This window comes from Providencia sp. Je.9.19 (assembly GCF_051129765.1).
In the GTDB taxonomy this organism is placed as follows: domain Bacteria; phylum Pseudomonadota; class Gammaproteobacteria; order Enterobacterales; family Enterobacteriaceae; genus Providencia.
Genome location: NZ_JBCPSS010000001.1, coordinates 1918910 through 1943003 on the forward strand (window position 1 = coordinate 1918910; position 24094 = coordinate 1943003).

18 protein-coding genes and 7 tRNA genes are annotated in these 24094 nt (G+C 40.5%); 19 read left to right on the forward strand and 6 right to left on the reverse strand.

The window, feature by feature from the left end:
* The first annotated feature begins 6 nt into the window (after window positions 1–6).
* On the forward strand, window positions 7–1278 hold the full coding sequence (efeB, locus tag AAZR93_RS08910) for an iron uptake transporter deferrochelatase/peroxidase subunit (protein ID WP_434719585.1): 1272 nt from the start codon (window positions 7–9) through the stop codon (window positions 1276–1278).
* A gap of 94 nt (window positions 1279–1372) precedes the next feature.
* On the opposite strand, the gene nagE is transcribed toward efeB, so the two are convergent.
* A complete protein-coding gene (gene nagE / locus AAZR93_RS08915) occupies window positions 1373–3400 on the reverse strand; it encodes an N-acetylglucosamine-specific PTS transporter subunit IIBC (RefSeq protein WP_434719586.1) in 2028 nt (675 codons plus the stop codon).
* A gap of 485 nt (window positions 3401–3885) precedes the next feature.
* On the opposite strand from nagE, the gene nagB reads away from it, so the two are divergent.
* The 11 genes from nagB to AAZR93_RS08970 all read left to right on the forward strand — a co-directional run bounded on the left by nagB (window position 3886) and on the right by AAZR93_RS08970 (window position 10136).
* Window positions 3886–4689 carry a glucosamine-6-phosphate deaminase gene (nagB, locus tag AAZR93_RS08920; RefSeq protein ID WP_434719587.1) on the forward strand — a complete coding sequence of 268 codons (804 nt, stop codon included), beginning with the start codon at window positions 3886–3888 and terminating at the stop codon, window positions 4687–4689.
* A 75-nt stretch (window positions 4690–4764) separates the two neighbouring features.
* A complete protein-coding gene (gene nagA / locus AAZR93_RS08925; RefSeq protein ID WP_434719588.1) occupies window positions 4765–5931 on the forward strand; it encodes an N-acetylglucosamine-6-phosphate deacetylase in 1167 nt (388 codons plus the stop codon).
* Between the two features lie 7 nt (window positions 5932–5938).
* Entirely contained in the window at window positions 5939–7162 is a 1224-nt protein-coding gene (gene nagC, locus AAZR93_RS08930; RefSeq protein WP_434719589.1) for a DNA-binding transcriptional regulator NagC, read from the forward strand.
* A gap of 328 nt (window positions 7163–7490) precedes the next feature.
* Window positions 7491–7567, forward strand: a tRNA-Met gene (locus AAZR93_RS08935).
* A 5-nt stretch (window positions 7568–7572) separates the two neighbouring features.
* Window positions 7573–7657: transfer RNA gene (locus AAZR93_RS08940), tRNA-Leu, on the forward strand.
* 30 nt (window positions 7658–7687) lie between these two features.
* Window positions 7688–7762: transfer RNA gene (locus AAZR93_RS08945), tRNA-Gln, on the forward strand.
* Between the two features lie 43 nt (window positions 7763–7805).
* Window positions 7806–7880: transfer RNA gene (locus tag AAZR93_RS08950), tRNA-Gln, on the forward strand.
* Window positions 7881–7939: 59 nt separating this feature from the next.
* Window positions 7940–8016 (forward strand) — tRNA-Met (locus tag AAZR93_RS08955).
* Between the two features lie 5 nt (window positions 8017–8021).
* A tRNA-Leu gene (locus AAZR93_RS08960) sits at window positions 8022–8106 on the forward strand.
* 33 nt (window positions 8107–8139) lie between these two features.
* Window positions 8140–8214: transfer RNA gene (locus tag AAZR93_RS08965), tRNA-Gln, on the forward strand.
* 566 nt (window positions 8215–8780) lie between these two features.
* Complete coding sequence (locus AAZR93_RS08970) at window positions 8781–10136, forward strand: dicarboxylate/amino acid:cation symporter (RefSeq protein ID WP_434719590.1); 1356 nt, start codon at window positions 8781–8783, stop codon at window positions 10134–10136.
* 61 nt (window positions 10137–10197) lie between these two features.
* On the opposite strand, the gene ubiF is transcribed toward AAZR93_RS08970, so the two are convergent.
* The gene (gene ubiF / locus AAZR93_RS08975; protein WP_434719655.1) at window positions 10198–11385 is read right to left on the reverse strand and encodes a 3-demethoxyubiquinol 3-hydroxylase; all 1188 of its coding nucleotides are present in this window, start codon (window positions 11383–11385) and stop codon (window positions 10198–10200) included.
* A 411-nt stretch (window positions 11386–11796) separates the two neighbouring features.
* Between ubiF and miaB the strand changes: the two genes are divergently transcribed.
* The 5 genes from miaB (at window position 11797) to lnt (ending at window position 17457) form a co-directional block, all read left to right on the forward strand.
* Window positions 11797–13227, forward strand: coding sequence for a tRNA (N6-isopentenyl adenosine(37)-C2)-methylthiotransferase MiaB (miaB, locus tag AAZR93_RS08980; protein WP_434719591.1), 1431 nt, complete (start codon window positions 11797–11799; stop codon window positions 13225–13227).
* Between the two features lie 86 nt (window positions 13228–13313).
* A complete protein-coding gene (locus AAZR93_RS08985) occupies window positions 13314–14309 on the forward strand; it encodes a PhoH family protein (RefSeq protein ID WP_294105082.1) in 996 nt (331 codons plus the stop codon).
* Entirely contained in the window at window positions 14310–14777 is a 468-nt protein-coding gene (ybeY, locus tag AAZR93_RS08990; RefSeq protein ID WP_434719592.1) for an rRNA maturation RNase YbeY, read from the forward strand.
* 263 nt (window positions 14778–15040) lie between these two features.
* Complete coding sequence (corC, locus tag AAZR93_RS08995; RefSeq protein ID WP_294105007.1) at window positions 15041–15925, forward strand: CNNM family magnesium/cobalt transport protein CorC; 885 nt, start codon at window positions 15041–15043, stop codon at window positions 15923–15925.
* Window positions 15925–17457 (forward strand): apolipoprotein N-acyltransferase, encoded by a 1533-nt coding sequence (gene lnt / locus AAZR93_RS09000; RefSeq protein ID WP_434719593.1) that lies wholly within the window; start codon window positions 15925–15927, stop codon window positions 17455–17457. Before corC ends, lnt begins: the two co-directional genes overlap by 1 nt.
* A 156-nt stretch (window positions 17458–17613) precedes the next feature.
* Here lnt and AAZR93_RS09005 read toward each other — a convergent pair whose 3' ends face one another.
* The 4 genes from AAZR93_RS09005 to AAZR93_RS09020 form a co-directional block, all read right to left on the reverse strand.
* A complete protein-coding gene (locus AAZR93_RS09005; RefSeq protein WP_294105084.1) occupies window positions 17614–18114 on the reverse strand; it encodes a protein disulfide oxidoreductase in 501 nt (166 codons plus the stop codon).
* A 430-nt stretch (window positions 18115–18544) separates the two neighbouring features.
* Entirely contained in the window at window positions 18545–19273 is a 729-nt protein-coding gene (locus tag AAZR93_RS09010; protein WP_294105010.1) for a DsbA family protein, read from the reverse strand.
* The gene (locus AAZR93_RS09015) at window positions 19270–21345 is read right to left on the reverse strand and encodes a protein-disulfide reductase DsbD family protein (RefSeq protein ID WP_434719594.1); all 2076 of its coding nucleotides are present in this window, start codon (window positions 21343–21345) and stop codon (window positions 19270–19272) included. The genes AAZR93_RS09010 and AAZR93_RS09015 overlap by 4 nt, the downstream gene beginning before the upstream one ends.
* A 47-nt stretch (window positions 21346–21392) precedes the next feature.
* Window positions 21393–21788, reverse strand: coding sequence for a metal resistance protein (locus AAZR93_RS09020; RefSeq protein WP_294105012.1), 396 nt, complete (start codon window positions 21786–21788; stop codon window positions 21393–21395).
* Window positions 21789–22347: 559 nt separating this feature from the next.
* Here AAZR93_RS09020 and AAZR93_RS09025 point away from each other — a divergent pair.
* Together AAZR93_RS09025 and AAZR93_RS09030 are read left to right on the forward strand one after the other, a co-directional pair.
* Window positions 22348–23241 carry an amino acid ABC transporter substrate-binding protein gene (locus AAZR93_RS09025; RefSeq protein WP_434719595.1) on the forward strand — a complete coding sequence of 298 codons (894 nt, stop codon included), beginning with the start codon at window positions 22348–22350 and terminating at the stop codon, window positions 23239–23241.
* A 111-nt stretch (window positions 23242–23352) separates the two neighbouring features.
* Window positions 23353–24093 (forward strand): amino acid ABC transporter permease, encoded by a 741-nt coding sequence (locus AAZR93_RS09030; RefSeq protein ID WP_434719596.1) that lies wholly within the window; start codon window positions 23353–23355, stop codon window positions 24091–24093.
* Window position 24094 lies beyond the last annotated feature (1 nt).

The window sequence follows — 24094 nt, forward strand, 5'->3', positions numbered from 1 at the left end:
ATACTTATGCGAGCTAAACGTAAAAGTGAACCACAATCTGTCAATTTTTCCAGACGAAGCGTATTAAAAACCTTAGCTATCGGCAGCGCAATTTTTGCGGCGCCTGCACTTAAAGCAAAAGAGCAAATCAATAACTGCCAACTCACTTATGATAAAGCCATCAATTTTCTGGGTGAACATCAAGCAGGGGTATTAACACCTGAGCAAAAAAATGCATCATTTATTGCCTTTAATGTTACAACAACTTCAATCGAAGAGTTACAAACACTCTTCACAATACTCACACAACGTATTGCCTATCTAACTCAAGTACAAAAAGCGGCCTCAACCTCAAATGATAAAATGCCACCTGCTGAATCGGGTATTCTCGGCACGCTATTACAACCTGATTCTTTAACTATTACGGTATCACTAGGTAATAGCCTTTTTGATTCACGTTTTGGATTAGATAAAATCAAGCCCCATTATCTGGTTGAGATGACCAGTTTTCCCAATGATAGGCTAGAGGAAAAATGGTGTGGTGGCGATATCGTGCTGCAAATATGTGCAAATAGCCAAGAAAGTGTCATTTATGCATTACGAGATATTTTGCGAAATACGGGGCAATTATGGTTTCCATTGTGGAAAATTGATGGTTTTCTCCCCTCACGAGATATCGACCAACGCACTACCCCCATTAATCTTTTTGGCTTTAAAGATGGTACAGGCAACGCGCCAACAAATGATGCGGCGCTTATGAATGAACTCATTTGGATAACCGCAGAAAATAAAGAACCTGCATGGTGTGCAGGGGGCACATATCAGGCAGTGCGCTTAATACGTTTCAACCTTGAATTCTGGGATAGAACCCCGCTTGAAGATCAAGAAAATGATTTTGGCCGCCACAAAAGTACCGGCGCGCCTATTGGTATGAAACATGAAAATGACGACCCTAGCTTTGAGAAAGACCCTCATGGCGATCGTATATTATTTGACTCCCATATGCGCCGTGCTGAACCCCGTAACCCTGAACGTTATACGGCAAAATTAAGGCGTAGAAGTTACAGTTATTCACTCGGATTAACCGAAAGTGGAGTACTTGATATGGGATTAATTTTCGTATCCTATCAAAAGAACTTAAAAACAGGATTTATTGATACACAAAAACGCCTTAATGGTGAACCCTTAGAACGCTATATTAAGCCATTTGGTGGTGGATATTACTTCGTGTTACCGGGTGTTCAATCTGCAACAAATAACTTAGCACAAGGTATGTTTGAAGCCCTAAAACAAGCCTAATAATATCTTAGGCAAAATACTTTGCCAGAAACTAAAAAATGACTAAAAAAAGGGAGGCTAAGCCTCCCTTTATCAATAACATCACTAATTCAAATTATTTTAGCACGTTATAAATAACCGTTTCACCCGCAACCACTTGGCCTTCAACTAAAATCTCAACACCTGCAAAATCATCGATATTACTGATAATTACAGGGCTTATCATTGATTTAGCATTAGCTTCAAGGAACGGAAGGTCTAATTTTAGAATCGGTGTACCGGCTTCAACTTCAGCACCTTCTTCAACTAAACGAGCACAGCCTTCACCTTTAAGTGCCACAGTATCGATACCCATATGAACAATGAGCTCAACACCATTTTCAGTTTCTAGGCAAAATGCATGATTAGTTTCAAAGATTTTCACAACAGTACCCGATGCAGGGGCGAGAACTTCGTCACTTGTCGGTTTGATAGCAATACCATCACCCACAATACGGCTAGAAAACGCTTCATCAGGTACATCATCAAGTGAATAAACTTGACCGCTTACCGGTGCCACCAATGACAGAATGGTATTTCCTTTAGCTTTGGTCGGTTCCGCCACTTTAGCCACTGTAGGTGCAGCCGTTGGCGCTGATGCTGCGATAGGACCTTTTGCAATCACATCACCCATTGCTTTAGCAACTAGCTCTGCTCTTGTTCCCACGATGACTTGTACGTTTTGTTTATTCAAACGAATAACACCAGATGCACCAATACGTTTAGCCATTGCATCATTTACAATCGCAGAGTCTTTAACCGTTAAACGTAGACGTGTAATGCAGGCGTCAATATTAACAATGTTATCACTGCCACCAACTGCTGAAACATATTGGCGAGCTTCTTTTTGAATATCGCTATCGTTGTGGCTTTCTGGACTTAGATTTTCATCATAGCCATCAATAGTTTCATCACCTGAATCTTGTTCACGACCTGGGGTTAACAGGTTGAATCTTAGGATCATGAAACGGAAAATGACATAGTAAATACAGAAGAAGACTAAGCCTTGAACAATCAACATGAACCACTTAACAGCAAGTGGGTTACGTGTTTGTAATAGCATATCCACAAGACCCGCACTGAAACCGAATCCTGAGATCCATTCCATCGAAGCGGCAATATAAACAGAAATACCTGTCAATAATGCGTGGATAACAAACAGAACAGGTGCAACAAACATGAATGAGAATTCAAGTGGTTCAGTGATACCTGTAAAGAATGCAGCAAAAGCACCGGCAATCATAATACCCGCAACTTTCGCTTTATTTTCAGGACGTGCACAGTGATAAATAGCTAATGCCGCACCTGGTAAACCAAACATCATGATTGGGAAGAAACCAGCTTGATAGCGACCAGTAACCCCTATAGTAGCAAGACCTGCCTCAATTGACTTCGCGCCGCCAAGGAAGTTAGGAATATCATTAATACCCGCAACATCAAACCAGAACACAGAGTTAAGAGCATGGTGTAAACCAACAGGGATAAGCAAACGGTTAAAGAATGCATAAATACCAGCACCCACAGAACCCATATCCTTAATGCTTTCACCGAATGAAACTAATCCATTAAATACGAGAGGCCAAACATACATCAGTATGAATGCCAAGAAGATCATTAGGAATGAAACTAAAATAGGGACAAGACGACGGCCACTAAAGAATGACAGCGCTTTAGGTAGCTCAACGCCACTATAGCGGTTATATAATTCAGCGGACAACACACCGACTAAGATACCGACGAACTGGTTATTAATTTTATTGAATGCAGCTGGTACAGTTTCCACAGGCACATTCATAATCATGGAATAAGATGCAGGAGAACACAGTGTTGTAACAACTAAGAAGCCAACAAAACCGGTTAACGCAGCAGCACCATCTTTATCTTTTGACATCCCATAGGCAACACCAATCGCAAACAGCACGGACATATTTTCAATAATCGCCGCACCAGATTTGAGTAGTAATGCCGCGATTGCACTATTAGAGCCCCAACCATCTGGGTCAATCCAATAACCAATCCCCATAAGGATCGCGGCCGCTGGTAATACTGCCACAGGCACCATAAGTGCCCTACCAATCCGCTGTAAGTAGCTAAGAATATTCACAAACTCCCCCTTTATAACCCTGTTTTGCCCCATACGCGGGATCTTATTTTTCATTCAATTAAAGAATAATTTAACTGAATAATAATATCAATTTCATAGTGTAAATTAATTCTTTCGCGATACAAAATAAATAGGTGAGATTTGTGATAAATGTCAACGAATGAAGCTGTTCATTGCTTAATTTAGTAGCTATTATGCAAAACTTATTTTATGATTAAAAATAACTTTTGCAGTGAATTTGACTGCCTATTTTTAATATACGTCAAGATACATTCAAACAATTGGTGTCGCTAATACTCCTGCAACTCAATGTATAAATTACGATATACTGTTAATTCAAGTTGCAAAAAGACACCAAACAAAACGCGCTCTAATAGCATACTGATGTATGTTGTTTAGCTAGATGAATGTTGCTAACGCACATGCAGCTTGAAGTATGATTACGATATACTCTACATAATTTAAGTTTATTAAAGGTAACTTACATGAGGCTTCTTCCACTAAATAATGCATATGATGTCGGTGTTTGGTCTGCTCAATTTATTGCCGATAAAATTAACGCATTCAACCCTACCGCTGATCGCCCTTTTGTTCTTGGCCTACCTACGGGTGGAACACCATTAGCGACTTACAAAGCATTAATCGCGTTATATCAAGCAGGTAAAGTTAGTTTTAAACATGTTGTCACATTCAACATGGATGAATATATCGGTATTCCAGCTGATCACCCGCAAAGTTACCGTACTTTTATGTACGAAAACTTTTTCAATCATGTTGATATTCAAACTGAAAATGTCAACTTGCTTAACGGTAATGCAGCGGATGTTGATGCTGAATGCCTCCGTTATGAAGAAAAAATGAAATCTTACGGTAGTGTGAATTTATTCATGGGTGGCGTAGGTAATGATGGTCATATTGCATTTAACGAACCGGGTTCATCGCTAAATTCTCGTACACGTATTAAAACGTTAACACCAGAAACTCGCCAAGCAAATTCACGCTTTTTTGATAACGACATCAATCAAGTTCCTAAATTTGCACTCACCGTAGGCGTTGCTACGCTTATGGATGCACAAGAATTGATGGTACTAGCAACAGGCGCAAATAAAGCAATGGCAGTGCATGCTGCGGTTGAAGGTCCTATAAATCATTTATGGACTGTAAGCTGCGTACAAATGCATCCAAAAGCACTTATTGTCTGTGATGAACCTGCAACACTCGAACTCAAAGTTAAAACGCTGAAATATTTTAAACAGCTTGAGTCTGAAATTCTTGGGCAATTTAACTAAAATTATATTGATTAACCGATCAGCTCAAACTGATCGGTGACTGTTTTCCTTTCAGAGGTCAGGAGTTATTAACTTATGTATGCACTCACTAATTGCATTATTTATACCGGTCATGAAAGGCTGGATAACCATGCTGTTATCATTGATGGCGAAATCATCAAACATGTTTGTCCTGTCTCTGAGCTTCCTTCGACGATTAAACAACACGATCTAAACGGAGCAATACTTTCTCCTGGATTTATTGACCTACAAGTCAATGGTTGTGGTGGCGTCCAATTCAATGATAATAAAGAAAATGTAACATTGAAAAATTTGGATATCATGCAAAAAGCCAATGAACGCACTGGCTGTACGAGCTACCTTCCAACTTTAATTACGTGTTCAGATGAACTCATGAAGCATGGCATCAACGTCATGACTGATTATCTAAAAAATAATAAAAATCAGGCGCTTGGTTTACACCTTGAAGGGCCTTATATAAACGTCATCAAAAAAGGGACGCACAATCCTGACTTTATTCGTCAACCTTCAGCGCAGATGATCGATTACTTGGCCGCACATGCAGAAGCCATTACTAAAATCACATTGGCGCCAGAAATGGTTAGCGATGATTTCATTCATCAATTAAAAGATGCGGGGATCATTATTTCTGCTGGGCATTCAAATGCGACCTACGAAGAAGCGAAGCAAGGTTTCAAAGCAGGTATTCGTTTCTCTACTCACCTTTTCAACGCAATGCCTTATATTTCAGGGCGTGGACCAGGCCTAGTAGGTGCGATTTATGATACACCTGAAGTTTATGCTGGCATTATTGCTGACGGCCTCCATGTTCAATGGGCCAATATCCGTAACAGTAAACAACTTAAAGGCGATAAGTTAATTTTAGTGACAGATGCCACAGCACCTGCCGGAATTGATCCTCAAACTGGTGAAATGGATCATTTTATCTTTGCAGGTAAAACAATATACTACCGGGATGGATTGTGTGTTGATGAAAACGGCACACTCAGCGGTTCATCACTCACCATGATCGATGCCGTTAAAAATAGTGTAGAACACGTAGGCATAGCATTAGATGAAACATTAAGAATGGCAACACTGTATCCCGCAAGAGCGATTGGTGTTGATGATTCTTTAGGTTCCATCGTCCCGGGTAAAATTGCTAACTTAACTGCGTTTAACCACGACTTCAAAGTCCTAGCCACTTATGTGAATGGAGAAGAAGTCTACAAAAATGAGTAAATAGCTAATGAATCAAAGCCACACACTAAAGCAAATTGGTAATATTGATCTGGTAAAACAACTAAATAGTGCCGTGGTATATAGCCTAATAGACCAAAATGGGCCAATATCAAGAATTCAAATAGCGGAACAAAGCCAACTTGCCCCTGCAAGTGTGACTAAGATTACACGTCAATTACTCGAACGTGGTTTAATTAAAGAAGTTGACCAGCAGGCCTCCACTGGAGGCCGTCGCGCCATCTCCATCGTCTCTGAATACAAAAACTTTCACACCATTGGTGTTCGTTTGGGTCGTTATGATGCAACCATTGCGCTCTATGATCTAAGTGGCAAGATGATTGTCGATGGACATTACCCCATCACAGAACCCTCCCAGCAAGCTGTAGAGCAAAAGTTGGTAGCGGCTATAGAAGATTTTATTGATATCAACCAACGACGTATTAAAGAGCTCATTGCCATTTCTGTTATTCTCCCCGGCTTAGTTAATCCCAATCGAGGCATTGTTCACTATATGCCACATATCAAGGTCGATAATTGGCATCTCATTGATAATTTACAAGATTACTTCAATATCACTTGCTATGTTGGTCATGATATTCGCAGTTTGGCGCTAGCGGAAAGCTATTTCGGGGCAACTCGTGATTGTGAAGATTCACTTCTCGTGCGTATTCATCGTGGTGCGGGTGCCGGTTTGGTGATCAATAAAGAGATACTTCTCAATCATCGCGGCAATTTAGGTGAAATTGGTCATATTCAAGTCGATCCTCTTGGTGAACTTTGCCATTGCGGTAATTTTGGTTGCCTGGAAACAATCGCATCCAACCAAGCTATTGAAAATCGAGTCAAACAACGTTTAGAACAGGGTTATACCAGCTCACTAACGCTTGAAACTTGCACCATTTCTCATATTTGTCAGGCGGCGAATAAAAGTGATTCACTCGCAACTGAAGTCATTCAACACGTTGGGCGACAAATAGGTAAAGCAATTGCGATTACAATTAACTTGTTTAATCCTGAAAAGGTTGTTATTGCTGGTGATATCACAGAAGCCGAACAGATTTTATTGCCTGCAATTCAAAGCTGCATTGATACTCAAGCACTAAAAGGGTTTCGTGAAAACTTACCCATTGTGACCTCTCAACTCGTTCATAATTCAGCAATCGGTGCCTTTGCCCTCACCAAAAGAGCCATGCTCAATGGTGAGTTATTACAAAAACTGTTTGACCAATAAAAATTGATTATTTTTGCCGAAAGTTGATCTTAAATGACTTTCGGCCTAATCTAACATCTCATATTTTTGGATTTTTTTATGACTTCATAACATCCGTTTTATTTTTCAGCACGTGATATCGAAGCTATCAAGTAGAAACGGGGGAATTAGCAAAAATCACCTTTTATCAATTATCAGGTTGTTTTTTTGCTGTCTTTATCGACAAAGTGATTATTCATCAAACAAACAGACGGGTTTTCTCAAAAATAGTGCAAAAAGCTGTTGACTGTCCTGCCTGTAATTAGCATAATGCGCTCCGCAACGCCGATGAAGGTAATGCAAAAGAGTTGGCTATGTAGCTCAGCTGGTTAGAGCACAACACTCATAATGTTGGGGTCACAGGTTCGAATCCCGTCATAGCCACCATATTTGCGGGAGTGGCGAAATTGGTAGACGCACTAGATTTAGGTTCTAGCGCCGCAAGGTGTGCGAGTTCAAGTCTCGCCTCCCGCACCATTTCCTTCTCGGTGAAATAGATTTTAAGATTGGGGTATCGCCAAGCGGTAAGGCACTAGGTTTTGATCCTAGCATTCCCAGGTTCGAATCCTGGTACCCCAGCCAATCTTATCTATTTTTAATTTAATTAGTTGTGAGTATCCTCGGATGGGGTATCGCCAAGCGGTAAGGCACTAGGTTTTGATCCTAGCATCCCCAGGTTCGAATCCTGGTACCCCAGCCAACTACTTCCCTGTTAGGGTTGTCTTAGTAAAAATATCTTAAAGTTTTAAAATATTGAATGGCTATGTAGCTCAGCTGGTTAGAGCACAACACTCATAATGTTGGGGTCACAGGTTCGAATCCCGTCATAGCCACCATGATTGCGGGAGTGGCGAAATTGGTAGACGCACTAGATTTAGGTTCTAGCGCCGCAAGGTGTGCGAGTTCAAGTCTCGCCTCCCGCACCATTTCGCCTTCTAGGCAAGTAGAAATTTTAAAATTGGGGTATCGCCAAGCGGTAAGGCACTAGGTTTTGATCCTAGCATCCCCAGGTTCGAATCCTGGTACCCCAGCCATCTTCTAAACATATTCCCCTTTTAAAAAAACACCCAAATTTATAAAATATATTTCTAACTAACCTTTTCATACACCGTTAACCACAAATTCATTATTCATAACGTTAGCTTGTTGAAACTTAACCATTCGATATTTAATGTCCTTTCTCAGGTTTGATCCCCAACTCGATCTATCTTTTATATTTTTATCACTTAATTTCATATAAATAGCGTAAATCTCTTTTCATAATCTGTTTTATTTAATACTGCAATTATAATTTAGCTAGCCCTTTGTCGTCCTGTTTCATTCCATATCAACATTTCGCATACATTATTTACCTTTACATAACTTTTCTGTCAATTATGTGACTTTAATCATTTCAATTTAACGAGCTAAAATGGTAATCTGCCCTCGAATTGTAGTTAGGTAAGATTAGTGGTAAGTAAAACCAAAACGTTTTCACCATTATAAATTTCTGTCCAATCTTCCATTCCCTAAAATCAGATCTCAAGCGCTAAAATAAAATTAGTTAAAAAACCTAATAATTATAAATTGCCATCACGCAATATTTTTACAGAGAAAATTTATGCGAAACATAATAAAACAACCATTATATAAAATCTTATATGTGCAGGTCATTGTCGCCATCGCGCTGGGTATCGCGTTAGGTCACTTTTACCCAGATATAGGAGAATCATTAAAACCGCTTGGTGATGCATTCATCAAAATCGTTAAAATGATTATCGCACCTGTTATCTTTTTGACTGTTGTTACTGGCATATCTGGCATGTCAAATATGAAGGCTGTGGGTAGCGTTGCGGGTAAATCAATGCTTTATTTCATTACCTTCTCCACGATTGCATTGGTTATCGGTCTTATCGTTGCCAATATTATCCAGCCGGGTTCAGGTTTGAATATTGATCCCGCGACACTTGATAGCAGCAAGGTTGCTGGCTATGTAGCAAAAGCACACGAATCATCCATTGTGGGCTTTTTGATGAATATCATTCCTGATACGGTTATCAGCCCATTGGTGAATGGTAATATTTTACAAGTTCTATTTATTGCGGTTATTTTTGGATTAGCGTTAGCAGCTACGGGTAAGCACGGAGAGCCAATCGTCCAACTGCTGCAAAACTTCTCTGAGCCAGTCTTCAAAATGGTTGCGATGTTGATGAAACTAGCACCTATTGGGGCATTTGGTGCGATGGCCTTTACTATCGGTAAATATGGAATTTCATCCATCGGCAACTTAATGATGCTGATCATGACTTTCTACATCACTTCTTTATTATTTATTTTGGTTGTCCTTGGCGCCGTCGCGAAATACAACGGTTTCTCAATTATTGATTTGATTAAATATATCAAAGATGAATTGTGGCTTGTGCTAGGAACCTCTTCTTCGGAAGCGGCATTACCAAGTCTGATGAGAAAAATGGAACACGCAGGTTGTGAGAAATCGGTTGTTGGATTAGTGATACCAACCGGATATTCATTTAACCTCGATGGTACCAATATCTACATGACCATGGCGGCGCTTTTTATTGCGCAAGCGACTAATATCGAGCTCACTATCTGGGAACAAGTTTCATTGTTACTGGTTGCAATGATAAGTTCTAAGGGTGCAGCAGGTGTCACCGGCGCAGGTTTTATCACCTTAGCCGCTACATTGATGGTTGTGCCAAGTATCCCAGTTGCAGGTATGGCGCTGATACTCGGTATCGACCGCTTCATGTCTGAGTGTCGTGCGTTGACCAACTTAGTCGGAAACGCTTGTGCGTGTATCGTTGTGGCTCGTTGGGAAAAAGAGTTAGACACTGAAAAATTAGCGCATGCATTTTCAGCTAAAAATGAAACTCTCGACTCAGTTCTTACTGAAGAAAGCACCATCAGTACTAATGTAAAAGACACTTCAACTGTTGAACTTCCTAATAATAAATAACATCTATTAAACTAAAATAAGCCGCAATTGCGGCTTATTTTTTATATCAAAAAACAATTAACTACAAACCTAATGCATATTTCAGCGCAAGTTTCTTTGCCTCGCCCGCTCTTTGCGCAGCCATCAATCCTAGGTTTCTCAGTATTTTCAAGCCCGGTATATTTTCACTAAATGCCATATAGAAAATATCCATACCTGCTTGCATGACTAAATTATCCGGTAAACGTCGACGCTGATAACGTTTTAAAACGTCCAAACTAGACCACGGCTCAAGATATTCTCGCGCACGGCTTACTACACTTAAAAGTGCATCCACATCACGATAACCAAGATTAACCCCCTGTCCTGCAAGTGGATTAATGGTATGCGCTGCATCGCCTATCAATGCTAATCCATCAATAACATAGCGATTAGCATGATGGCGTGTTAATGGGAATGCGCCTGAGGCAATTACAGAGACAGGACCTAAACGCTCAGGAAACGCGCCACACACGGCGTCATTGAGTTGTTCTACGGTCATTGCCTGTAATCTTCTGATTTTCGCTGGACTGTCATACCAGACCAATGAGGCCCAATTATCATATAGTGGTAGAAATGCTCTTGGCCCTGAAGGGAAAAATTGCTGCCACGTTTTATCTTGCTGCGGTTGTGCCGTTTGTATCGTAATTAACATACACGACTGACGATACTGCCAACCACGGCTACCAATACCCGCCAATTTACGAACCTGAGAGTTAGCACCATCTGCGCCGACGACTAATTTTGTCTGTAGCACCCGATTATCATCAAGCTCAACCATCCACTCTTTTTGCCCTTTCGGTTGAGACAAGTTAATCAACTGAGCAGGGCAAATAATCTCGAGATTGCTGTATTTTTCACATTCCTGCCACAAGGCTAATTGCAAAACGCGATTTTCAACCATAAAGCCCAATTCGGGTAACCCTAAACTTTGAGCATCAAAAATCACATTACTGCCCGGCTCTTCCCATGTTTCGAGTGCTCGATAAGGCGCACTGCGCATCGACTCAACATGTTGCCATGCACCTAATTGTTTAAGTAATTCAACTGATGAGCTGCTGATAGCTGAGATACGAACATCTGGCGCACTTTGTGAATCAAAGGCGCCAGGTTTTGCTTTTTCAAGTAAAGCGACTCGCAGTCCTTCTTGGGCAAAACCCAATGCTGCCGCTGCGCCGGTCATTCCTGCGCCAACAACGACAACATCATAAAATTCTGTTAATTTATTCATCATGTTAGCTACTGTTAACTGTTTGATTTATGTAGTGTACCGAAAAATTGTTCCCCTCACAGGGAATATCTGCGCCTGAACGCTAGTCACTGATGCCGCAAATGAATACAATACTCGTCAATGTTTAAAACAATAGGCGAATAGCCTGCCCTTAAATACCTCGTAATGATATTATTTAGACAATGCGATTACAGGGTAAATGTTGCATTTACATCATCATTTCATGATGTCTATACACGAAATAATTCAAGATGCGTGTAGGCACCATCTAATGATAACACCCCTACAACTCGAAGTATGACGGGTATATGAAATAAATGCATACAAGCTCTCATAATAGGGTAGGACTTTGGATTTACAACGCGTTTCGGAGTCCATTACTTGCCACTTCGAAAACACCGGATACACGACATGTCGACGAATAAAAAGTTATATATTAAAACTTGGGGTTGCCAGATGAATGAGTATGACTCATCCAAAATGGTTTCTTTATTAGAAAATACCCACGGATATCAGTTAACTGATATTCCAGAAGAAGCTGACCTTTTGTTGCTAAACACCTGCTCTATCCGTGAAAAAGCGCAGGAAAAAGTTTTTCATCAATTAGGCCGCTGGAAGTTTTTCAAAGATAAAAACCCCGATATTATTATCGGTGTTGGCGGCTGTGTCGCATCACAAGAAGGTGATTTTATTCGCCAACGTGCGCCCAGTGTAGATATCGTCTTTGGCCCACAGACACTTCACCGCTTACCTGAAATGATTAATCAAGTTCAAGGTACTCGTAGTCCTATTATTGATATCAGTTTCCCTGAAATTGAAAAATTCGACAATCTACCTGAACCTAAAGCAGATGGCCCAACCGCCTACGTATCCATTATGGAAGGCTGCAATAAATACTGCACATTCTGCGTTGTTCCTTACACTCGTGGTGAAGAAGTCAGCCGTCCTTGTGATGATATTTTGTTTGAAATTGCACAATTAGCGGCGCAAGGCGTACGCGAAGTCAATTTATTAGGTCAAAATGTTAACGCCTATCGTGGTGCTACTTTTGACGGTGAAATTTGCTCATTTGCAGAATTACTACGTCTCGTTGCCGCTATCGATGGTATTGACCGTGTCCGCTTTATGACAAGCCATCCTATTGAATTTACAGACGATATCATTGAAGTTTACCGAGACACACCAGAACTTGTCAGCTATTTACACCTTCCAGTGCAAAGTGGCTCAGACCGTATTTTAACGATGATGAAACGGGCACATACCGCGCTAGAATTTAAAGCCATCATTCGTAAATTACGTGAAGCACGCCCAGGTATTCTGATTAGTTCTGACTTCATTGTTGGCTTCCCCGGCGAAACCACTGAAGATTTTGAAAAAACCATGAAACTGATTGCAGACGTTAATTTCGACATGAGTTTCAGCTTTGTTTACTCACCTCGCCCGGGTACGCCAGCAGCTGACTTACCTGATGACGTCAGCGAAGAAGAGAAAAAACAGCGTTTACACCTGCTACAACTTCGCATTAATCAGCAAGCCTTGAGCTTTAGCCGTGCAATGCTAGGTTCTGTTCAACGTGTTTTAGTTGAAGGAATTTCACGTAAAAATGTAATGGAAATCTCAGGTCGTACCGAGAACAGCCGTGTCGTGAATTTTGAAGGCACACCGGATATGATAGGTAAATTCGTCGATGTAGAGATTGTCGATGCCTTTGCTAACTCCCTACGCGGTAAAATTATCCGCACAGAAGATGAGATGGATTTACGCTCTCAAGAATCTCCGGCGTCTGTTATCGCACGTACCCGTAAAGAAGATGAGCTTGGTGTAAGTAACTACCAGCCTTAACGATAGGATACTCAGTGACCAATCAAAAAACGTTGCAAATCGCAACACAAGAAATTTTTTTAGAGCCCGCAGATAATCAACGTTTAATGAGCCTTTGCGGGCCATTTGACGATAATATCAAGCAGCTTGAACGTCGCCTCGCAATCGAAATTAATCGCCGTGATAATCGTTTCAAATTATCAGGTAAGCCGCTTAATATCCAAGCTGCGAGCAAGATTTTGCGTCAACTTTATGTTGATACCGCACCCGTTCGTGGTGTAACACCAAACATTACCACTGAAAATATTCATTTAGCGGTAGTCGACAGCCGAGTACTAGAGCAATCTGCCGATAGCGTTCCTGATTATGGTAAAGCAGTCAACATTAAGACCAAACGTGGTGTCATCAAGCCACGCACTCCAAATCAGGCGCAGTATATTGCTAATATTTTGGATCACGATATTACTTTCGGTATTGGTCCTGCGGGAACGGGTAAAACCTACCTTGCAGTTGCCGCAGCAGTCGACGCTTTAGAGCGTCAGGAAGTACGTCGTATTATGCTAACCCGCCCAGCGGTTGAAGCAGGTGAGAAACTCGGGTTTCTACCCGGTGATTTAAGCCAAAAGGTGGACCCTTATTTGCGCCCACTTTACGATGCTCTGTTTGAAATGCTTGGTTTTGAAAAAGTTGAAAAGCTCATCGAGCGCAATGTTATCGAAGTGGCGCCATTAGCTTATATGCGTGGTCGTACGCTCAATGATGCATTTATTATTTTAGATGAGAGCCAAAATACCACCATCGAACAGATGAAAATGTTTTTAACCCGCATTGGTTTTAACTCAAAAGCGGTTGTTACTGGTGATATTACACAAGTCGATTTACCTCGTGGCAGTAAATCAGGTCTAAAACACGCGATAGAAGTGCTATCCGATGTGGATGACCTCAGTTTTAATTTCTTCCATAGTGAAGATGTTGTGCGCCATCCAGTGGTAGCGAAAGTTGTAATTGCCTATGAAGCATGGGAAGAACAAGACAATAAACGCCGTCAACAGCTAAGAGAAGAAAAAGAACAAAGAGAATTTGAAAGGCAGGAAACTAACTAAATGAGCAACGTTATTCTTGATTTACAAATAGCTTGTGAAGATACGGAAGGTTTACCTTCCGTAGCCTTGTTTCAACATTGGCTAGAAGCTGTTTTGCCTAAATTTCAAGCAGAAAGTGAAGTTACGATCCGCATAGTTGATGAAGCAGAAAGTCATCATTTAAATCTAACATATCGAGGAATGGATAAGCCCACAAATGTGCTTTCATTTCCTTTTGAAGCACCACCTGAAATCGAGCTATCTTTATTAGGTGATTTAATTATTTGTCGTCAGGTCGTTGAAAAAGAAGCAATGGAACAACAAAAAACTACCGAAGAGCATTGGGCTCATATGGTGGTGCATGGTTGTTTACATTTGCTTGGCTATGACCATATTGAAGATGATGAAGCAGAAGAAATGGAAACATTAGAAACTGAAATTCTCGCTGAACTAGGCTATGCCGACCCCTATCTTGCAGAAAAAGAATGATCTAACTATAATTTTTCAAGAACTGCTTTAAAAATAAAGCATTTTTTTACAAAAAACTGACTGGATTTCTCATGATAAACAGTCAGTTTTATGCTAAAAAGTATATATAAACTATTTTATTAACTAACCGATATTCTAAGTACTTCAATAATATATCTAAGCGCAGCAAAAACGCTGAGGTAGCCAATAACGCTGAGAGTAGCCAACAACGCTACAGTTTGAAGTATGACGAGTATAAACTGAGGAATAAGAAATTAACCGCCATGAGCGACGATAACTCTTCGAGTAACGATAACCCTGGCCCTAAGAAAGGGTTCTTTGCACTTTTAAATCACCTTTTCCACGGTGAACCTAAAAATCGTGATGACTTAGTCGAATTCATTCGCGACTCTGAACAAAACGATTTAATCGATCCTGATACCCGAGAAATGCTTGAAGGTGTGATGGATATTGCGGATCAACGCGTACGCGACATCATGATCCCGCGCTCCCAAATTGTTACCTTAAAACGTAATCAAACACTTGATGAGTGCCTTGATGTCATTATCGATTCCGCACACTCACGCTTTCCGGTGATCAGTGAAGATAAAGATCATATTGAAGGGCTATTGATGGCAAAAGATTTACTGCCATTTATGCGTACAGATGCCGAACCTTTCAGTATTGATAAAGTGTTACGTCAAGCGGTTGTTGTACCTGAAAGTAAACGAGTAGACCGTCTACTCAAAGAATTTCGCTCCCAGCGCTACCACATGGCTATCGTTATTGATGAGTTTGGTGGCGTGTCTGGCTTGGTCACCATCGAAGATATTCTTGAATTAATCGTGGGTGAAATTGAAGATGAATATGATGACCAAGGTGACGTCGATGTACGTCAATTAAGCCAACATTCATATTCAGTTCGCGCCTTAACGCAAATTGAAGACTTTAATGATATTTTTGGCACTAATTTTAGTGATGATGAGGTTGATACTGTTGGTGGTTTGGTGATGCAAGCATTCGGACATTTACCTTCTCGAGGTGAAAGCATCACGATCGGCAATTATCAGTTTAAAGTCGCCATGGCTGACAGTCGTCGAATTCTCCTATTGCATGTGAAAATTCCTGACGATGCCCCAATTCCTACTTTGGAAGAAGAACAGGCTTAATGAACTTACCGTCAATCTATCAAAGCCAGTGGTTACGACTGCTTCTGGCTTTATTATTCGGGGCCAGTGGAACACTGGCTTTTTCGCCTTTTGATCTCTGGCCTGCTGCGCTTCTGTCCATTTTATTTCTCCAACTATTAACGTTACAAAGAAATGCGAAGCAATCTTTTGCTATCGCATTTGCGTGGGGATTTGGTTTATTCGGTAGTGGTGTTAATTGGGTTTACGTCAGTATCGCTGACTTTGGTGGCATGCCTGAAGCCGTCAATATATTTATCGTTATCTTACTAGCGGCATATTTAGCTTTATATCCGGGGCTATTTGGTGCATTACTTGCTCGCTTATCACCAAACCCAAATATCTGGCGATTTGCCTTTGCTGCCCCCGCACTTTGGCAATTAACTGAATTTTTACGTGGTTGGGTTCTCACCGGTTTTCCTTGGTTACAATTTGGTTATAGTCAAATCGATGGACCGATGAAAAGTTTGGCACCAATATTTGGTGTTGAAATGATGACTTTACTGTTATTTAGCACCAGTGGACTTTTGGCTCTCGCCATTGTTCGTAAGAAGTTTATCCCGCTCGCAGCAGCCGCAGTAATCTTATTTGCGCCGCTACTTCTTAAAAATGTTCAATGGTTCACCCCACTTGAATCAAACAAAATGCAAGTTGCATTAGTACAAGGTAATATTCCCCAATCAATGAAGTGGGAAGCCGGATTCTTGCAGCAGACCAAAGATACCTATATGGCGCTTTCTAGGCCTTATATTGGTAAAGCGTCATTAATTATTTGGCCTGAATCGGCAGTACCTTCTGTCGAATTAGACAATCAAGTTTGGTTAAAATCTCTTGATAAGCTGCTACTCGAATCGAATACTCAATTAATTACAGGGATCGTCGATGCTAGGCCTATCGATGGTGAGTATGAATTTTATAACACTATCATTGTACTTGGTGATAAGAAACCGTATCTCTATCCGTCTAAAAATCGCTATAACAAACATCACCTAGTCCCTTTTGGTGAGTTTGTACCATTAGAGGATATTTTAAGACCAATTGCGCCTTTCTTTAACTTGCCAATGTCAGGTTTTAGTCGCGGTGATTACGAGCAAGCTCAGCTAGCCGTTGGTAATATTCATCTCACAGCCGCAATTTGTTATGAAATTATTTTGGGTTCCCAAGTTAGAGATAACTTTAAACCCGACACCGATTACTTACTGACAATTTCGAATGATGCGTGGTTTGGACAATCAATCGGTCCATGGCAGCACTTTCAAATGGCGAGAATGCGCTCTCTAGAACTTGGTCGTCCATTATTACGTTCAACGAATAATGGCATAACCGCAGTAGTTCGTGCTGATGGTACCATTCAAGATATGCTGCCACAGTTTAAAGCCGCCACACTTGCCACTGAAATTACACCAACAACGGGGCTAACCCCTTATGCACGTTGGAGTAACTATCCTATGTGGGGAGTAGTTGTTATTTTTGGTATTATTGGTTTTGCATTTAATCGACGCCAAAAACGTTAGTATAGAATTGATTTAATTGATAATTGGTTAGATAAAATTAAAGCCTAAATTAGCATTATGGAATTACCCCCAATAATTAATTATCCAACTATTGGGGGTAATTCATTGAGTTGATGCAAAAAAGTGTCCAACCATAAGATTGCTCACCTTTTTATTTTAGAATGATGCAATCCACATGCGAGCTCTAAGTCCTAATGAGCTTGTCCAACCTGATGTAAAACTCACTAGCTCACCGTTATCGATAATCATAAATGTCGGTGTTGCACTCACTCCAACAATATTAGCAAGCTGTCCATTGATGTCATTAATAACGGGGAATACTAAATCCTTTTTTTCCATTCCAGCCAATAATCGTGAAGTTTCCCCCGAACGAATAGCAATAGAAATAACGGGCACTCCTGATTTAGCTAAATCGGAAACCGTCGGCGAGGTAATTTTACAAATCCCACACCACGTTGCCCAAAAATAAACCAAAATAGGTTTTTCTTTACTCAGTTCAGCCAACGAAACCGTTTCACCACTCGCCAATGTTTGCGATTCCAATAATGCAGGGGCTAGGCTTTGCGGTTTACGCCAAAGATCCATCACTGTAAAAACAACAAATAAAATAATTGCTAAAACAATGAGTTCTTTAGACCACTTTTTTAGTCTAGTCATCATAATAATTAACCATTAATAAATTAAATTATTCAAATCATAGATACACTAAAGCCAAACATCTCAAAAAATGAATGTTTGAATATTGTACTAATATTTGAAATGCAACGAAGCTCCAACCCTCTAAGATTTATCCTCTAAATAATTAGAGTTGTAGGGTTCTCTATAAATTTATCCTCGAAATAGTTCGAGTGGTAGGTAGGCGGCAAGTAAAACTAAGCCCTAGGAGCATACATAAGTATGTGACTAGGGTTAGTTAAGCGCAGCCAACACCCCTACCGCTCGAAATATGAAGAGGATTCAATTCTCGAAATAGTTCGAGTGGTAGGTAGGCGGCAAGTGAAACTAAGCCCTAGGAGCATACATAAGTATGTGACTAGGGTTAGTTAAACGCAGCCAACACCCCTACCGCTCGAAATATGAAGAGGATTTATTTGAGCTTAGCCAGCTGCTCCTTAACTATGCTCTCAAACTGCTGAGCATCAATCGCTCCGGGGATCAACTCATCACCCACCAATGTTGCTGGCGTTCCGTTTACACCCAGTTTCTCTGCTAACATCATATTACTGCGAATGCCTTCACGGCTCTTATCACTAGCTTTGAGGTTTTCATTGCCTGTGGCTTTGAGCGCTTCTTTGATATTTGCATCCGTTAGCATGCCTTGCTTTTGCATAAACTTATGATGCAGTGCTTCAAACGCTTTTGGATTTTCTTGCCATAGGGTCATTACTAGTTGAGAGGACTCTAAAGAAGTTTGTCCTTTGAATGGCAAATATTTGATGACCACTGCAACATCTGGATTCTTTTCCACCAGCTCAATTAATTGTGGATCAAAGCGCTTACAGAATGGACAGTTAAAATCAGTAAAGTTAACAAGAACAAGCTTTGCATCCTTTGAGCCAATTCGTGGACTTGTTGGATCATTAAATAACGCATTGTGCTCTTCTTTGAGCGTTGTTTTCATTTGAGCTTGTTGCTTTTCACCTTGCTTAGCTTGTAACGCTGCTATTGCTTCTTCGAGGATCTCTGGATTTTCAACTAAGGTATCACGAACCAATTTACGAACTTGTGCTTCTTGATCTGCCGTTAATGGAGCCGCATGCGCAGTTGCACCTAGCATTAGCGATGAGAATAGAACAGCTAAAATTGTTTTTTTCATTTTTCGGCTCCTTTGGCCTCTTTCATAATTGATAATAATGATTCACGATCAAGTATCGTTGACAGTATTTTTCCCTCTGTCAAATTAGGGCCATAAATTTGATTAAATGGAACCGCGACTTGCCCACGCTTTTGTAAAAATGCAGTAATTTCAGGTGATGGTTTAGTCCAATCACCTCTTAATGCAACAATGTCGGGCGCACTCAATGCTTGCTGAACTTCATCTCTTAGCAATACATTATATTTATTTGCCTTACAGGTTACGCACCAATCAGCAGTAACATCAATAAATACACGCTTATTGTCAGACAACGCTTGCACAATCGCTTGCTCAGTTAATGGCTGCCAGTTAACACTGTCTTTAACCATAGACTGACTTCCACTTTTTTGCTCAAGGACCATCCAGCTAAAACCACTCGCAAGCAATGCAAATACAATGAACGGAAGGATAGCTTTACGTAATCCATTATTTTTTGCGATAAATATGATTAATAAAACTAAAAAGGCAATCGCGATAACAAGTGTATAAGTTGCACCAAAATGAGGAATTAGTAAGCTTATTAACCATAAACTTGATATCAACATCATCATACCAAGTACAGCGCGTAGCTTACTCATCCAAGCACCAGGCTTTGGTAACAGTTTTGCAATAGCAGGAAAAGCAGCTATCAATAACCAAGGTAAACTCATCCCTAACCCGAGAGCGGTAAATATTAGCCATAGCTCACTCATTGGTGCCGCAAGTGCGAACGCTACCGCCGTTCCCAAAAAAGGTGCTGAGCACGGTGTTGCCAGTAAGGTCGCAAAAACGCCTTGCCAGAAATGCCCACTATTGCCATGACCACCCGCGGTAGCTAAACGCGTATTCGTCTTACTTCCGAGATTAATTTCAAATAAGCCAAATAGATTAGCGGTAAAGAGTGCAGTAACTAACACCATAAATCCAATAAACCACGGGTTTTGAAATTGAATCCCCCAACCAACCGCTTGTTGACCGACTCTCAATAGCGTCATTAACAGAGCAAGTAACCAGAAAGAAACAAGAATTCCGGATGAAGATAATAAGAATTGACGACGAATCGTTTTTTGCTCACCTTGAGGCACCATCAAGACAGAACCAAGTTTCATGGCGAGAACAGGTAAAACGCAAGGCATCAGGTTTAAAATAAGCCCACCGAGTATTGCAAATACGATTATCTGCCACAGTGGAATAGATGTCCCACCCTCTGATATACCTGAGCCAGTATAAGGTGTAACTTTGGCGGTAATTTGTTGAGAAACATCGCCATCAGTGACAACAAAAGAGATATCTTTACCGATTAAATTAGGTGATTCACCACCCCAATCATCATTCACTTCTATTGATGCGATTAAACTATTTCCTGATATTTTAATTTTGGGTACGCCAAGCGCTGCCCCGTCAATAACATCAGTGAAAATATTGGGTTTTCCCCACTCCGCATCAGTACTCTTTTGTAATTCAACAATTAACTTATTGCCCGAAAACCCAGCTAACACTTGTTCAACAAGGCCACTGGTTGGCGGTACGCCACCTTTGGCTTGATTGAAAGCCCAAGCAAAATCAGCAGAGACGGGTTCGGTTAAATCGAGTTCAAATGGATAGTCGGTCAAAATACAGACATTACTGCAAGTCGACAGTGTTAAAATGCCTGACAACTTGTCGAGCTTTTCGTCACTGGTGACGGTAATAGGAAAAACGATATCGCCCATGTAGCCTTGTGTTGATACACCAGCAACATCAAAGCGCCCCGGTGCTGGCCATTGCCAATCTACCGAGCTAACAGGTGATGTCCACTTAATTTCAGGCGCAACGCCCCCTTCTCCCGGTGAGCGCCAATAGGTCTTCCAACCCTCTTCTAACTTTACATCCAATAATATGTCAATCTTGCCATTTTCTTGTGTCGAGCTTAGTAAGCGAACATCCACATGCCTTGGGCTATTCTCGGTCATCCAACCTGTATTTCCAGGTTGTAACCAGCCCGTATCGGCAGCGTGTAAGCCACTCGAAAAAATAGCAAATAAAATAAATAACGTATTAATCAAAAAACGCATGTTTCCTCCAGAATAAATGATACCACCCAATTAAAAATCGTGGTTTTTTAATTCCGAAGATTACAAAACTGTAAGTGGCGCCGGACTCTGGGAGGGGCATGTTTCTCTTCACGATTTGCTCTATGTATAAATAGGTTAGTGCAAAAAATAGCTAATGCAGCCAAAGAAAGAAACACAAAGAAAAAAGGTTCAATGACCGCAGGTATCAATGTCATTAATGATTTAGCGCTGAGCTCACAGGTTGAAAGATTTGAGTCACTTTGACTTTGTTGTTCAGTATAGGAAAAAGAAGATTCAGCAGTCGATGACATTTGCACAACAGGCGTTGTTACAAAAAAATGGGCGAACAGACGTTCTCCGACGGCTCGTTGATTCATGCAAACCAATACCATCAGACAGGCGAGTAATACTAATCCATTGCCTAATTTAAAATGTCTGTTCATGCGTTTTTTCTATTTACTTTCCTGAAATTACAATCATTCGTTGCTTTTTATTTCAAATCATCAATCTATGCAAGTTACTTATCTATAAGCTAAATACAGGCTACATCTTACACAGCAAAACACCAGGCACAAGTGGCATCATCTAACTTTACAAATACGCCTTATTTTTATTTAGTTTTATTCCTATCTTTATCTAAATTTAGGCACAGTAATTGCAACATGAACATTAGAAAACAAAAAGTGAGGATAATTTGCACTTTGTCAGTGCATGACTATCAATTTAAGGCACTTACTCACCATATTAGTGCAGTAATTCAAAAACTGCCCAAATAATATGCGAGATGGCTCCCGAATTTGAAACAATTCATTTTCATTATTTAACAAATTTAATTACTTTTTAACAATAATAAAACATATAGCCGATGACTGCAGTATTTATAAATCTGCGAAACATCAGCAAACACAACATAACAAAGCCAAAATAATTCAAATTGCGGCCCCAAAGGCTACAAATTGAAATATAACAGTTATACACCGATGTTCTAAAGGAGCAGTAATTATGCGTATAAGTAAGCTTGTATTATCAATGATGATTTTGGGTGCTACCTGCGCAGTTCAAGCAGACGAATTAAACGGTACTTTGAAAAAAATTAAAGACAATGGCGTGATTGTTGTTGGTCATCGTGAGTCATCAGTTCCGTTCTCTTACTACGATAACAGCCAAAAAGTTGTCGGTTATTCACAGGATTACTCAAACGAAATCGTTGATGCTGTGAAAAAGAAACTCAACATGCCTGACTTAGACGTCAAACTTATTCCTATTACCTCACAAAATCGAATTCCTTTGCTTCAAAATGGAACTTTTGACTTCGAGTGTGGCTCAACCACAAACAACTTAGAGAGACAAAAACAAGCCGCATTCTCTAATACCATATTTGTAGTAGGTACTCGCTTACTAACAAAAAATGACTCTGGTGTTAAAGACTTTGCTGATTTAGCCGGAAAAAATGTGGTTGTTACCTCAGGAACCACTTCTGAAATTCTGCTTAATCAACTCAACGATGAAAAGAACATGAAAATGCGCATTATCAGTGCGAAAGATCATGGCGATTCATTCCGTACTTTAGAATCAGGTCGTGCTGTTGCATTTATGATGGATGACGCACTTCTTGCCGGTGAGCGCGCTAAAGCGAAAAAACCTGAAATGTGGGAAATTGTAGGAAAACCGCAAACAGAAGAAGCTTATGGCTGTATGTTGCGTAAAGACGACCCGCAATTCAAAGCGCTTATCGATGAGACCATTGCAAAAGCTCAAACATCAGGTACAGCAGAAAAATCCTTTGACCGTTGGTTTAACCAACCAATTCCACCTAAAAATCTTAATTTGAAATTTACCTTGTCTGATGAAATGAAAGCGCTATTCAAATCACCAAATGACAAAGCATTAAACTAATAAAAAGACAAACAGGGTGTTACTGAAGTAAGAGTTGCAAGGCGGTCGTTCCCGCCTTGCATCCTCTTCACAGTATTCGGGACAATCTAATTGCCCACAGGAAGTGAGATTATGTCTATCGATTGGAATTGGGGGATTTTCCTACAGGAAGCCCCGTTTGGGAATACCACCTACTTAGGGTGGCTAATATCTGGCTTTGAAGTTACTGTTACGCTTTCTATTTGCGCATGGATTATTGCGTTTTTAGTCGGCTCTTTCTTTGGTATTTTACGTACCGTACCTAATCGCTTTTTATCTTTCTTAGGCACCGCCTACGTTGAACTATTCCGTAATGTCCCGTTAATCGTTCAATTCTTTACTTGGTATTTAGTGGTTCCTGAACTTTTACCAAAATCTATTGGCGATTGGTTTAAGATGGAATTAGACCCGAATTACCAGTTTTTCCTCTCATCGATGCTATGCCTTGGCTTGTTCACCGCTGCTCGAATGACCGAACAAGTTCGTGCTGCCATTCAATCTCTACCTAGAGGGCAAAAAAACGCAGCTTTAGCGATGGGGTTAACGTTGCCTCAAACTTATCGCTATGTATTACTGCCAAATGCCTATCGGGTTATTTTGCCACCTATGACATCCGAAATGCTGAATTTAGTCAAAAACTCAGCCATTGCATCAACAATTGGATTAGTGGATATGGCTGCGCAAGCAGGAAAATTGCTTGATTACTCCGCTCATGCATGGGAATCATTCACTGCAATTACATTAGGTTATGTCGGTATCAACGTTGTCATTATGATTTTAATGACTTTGCTTGAGCGTAAAGTTCGCTTACCTGGCACACTAGGAGGGCGATAAG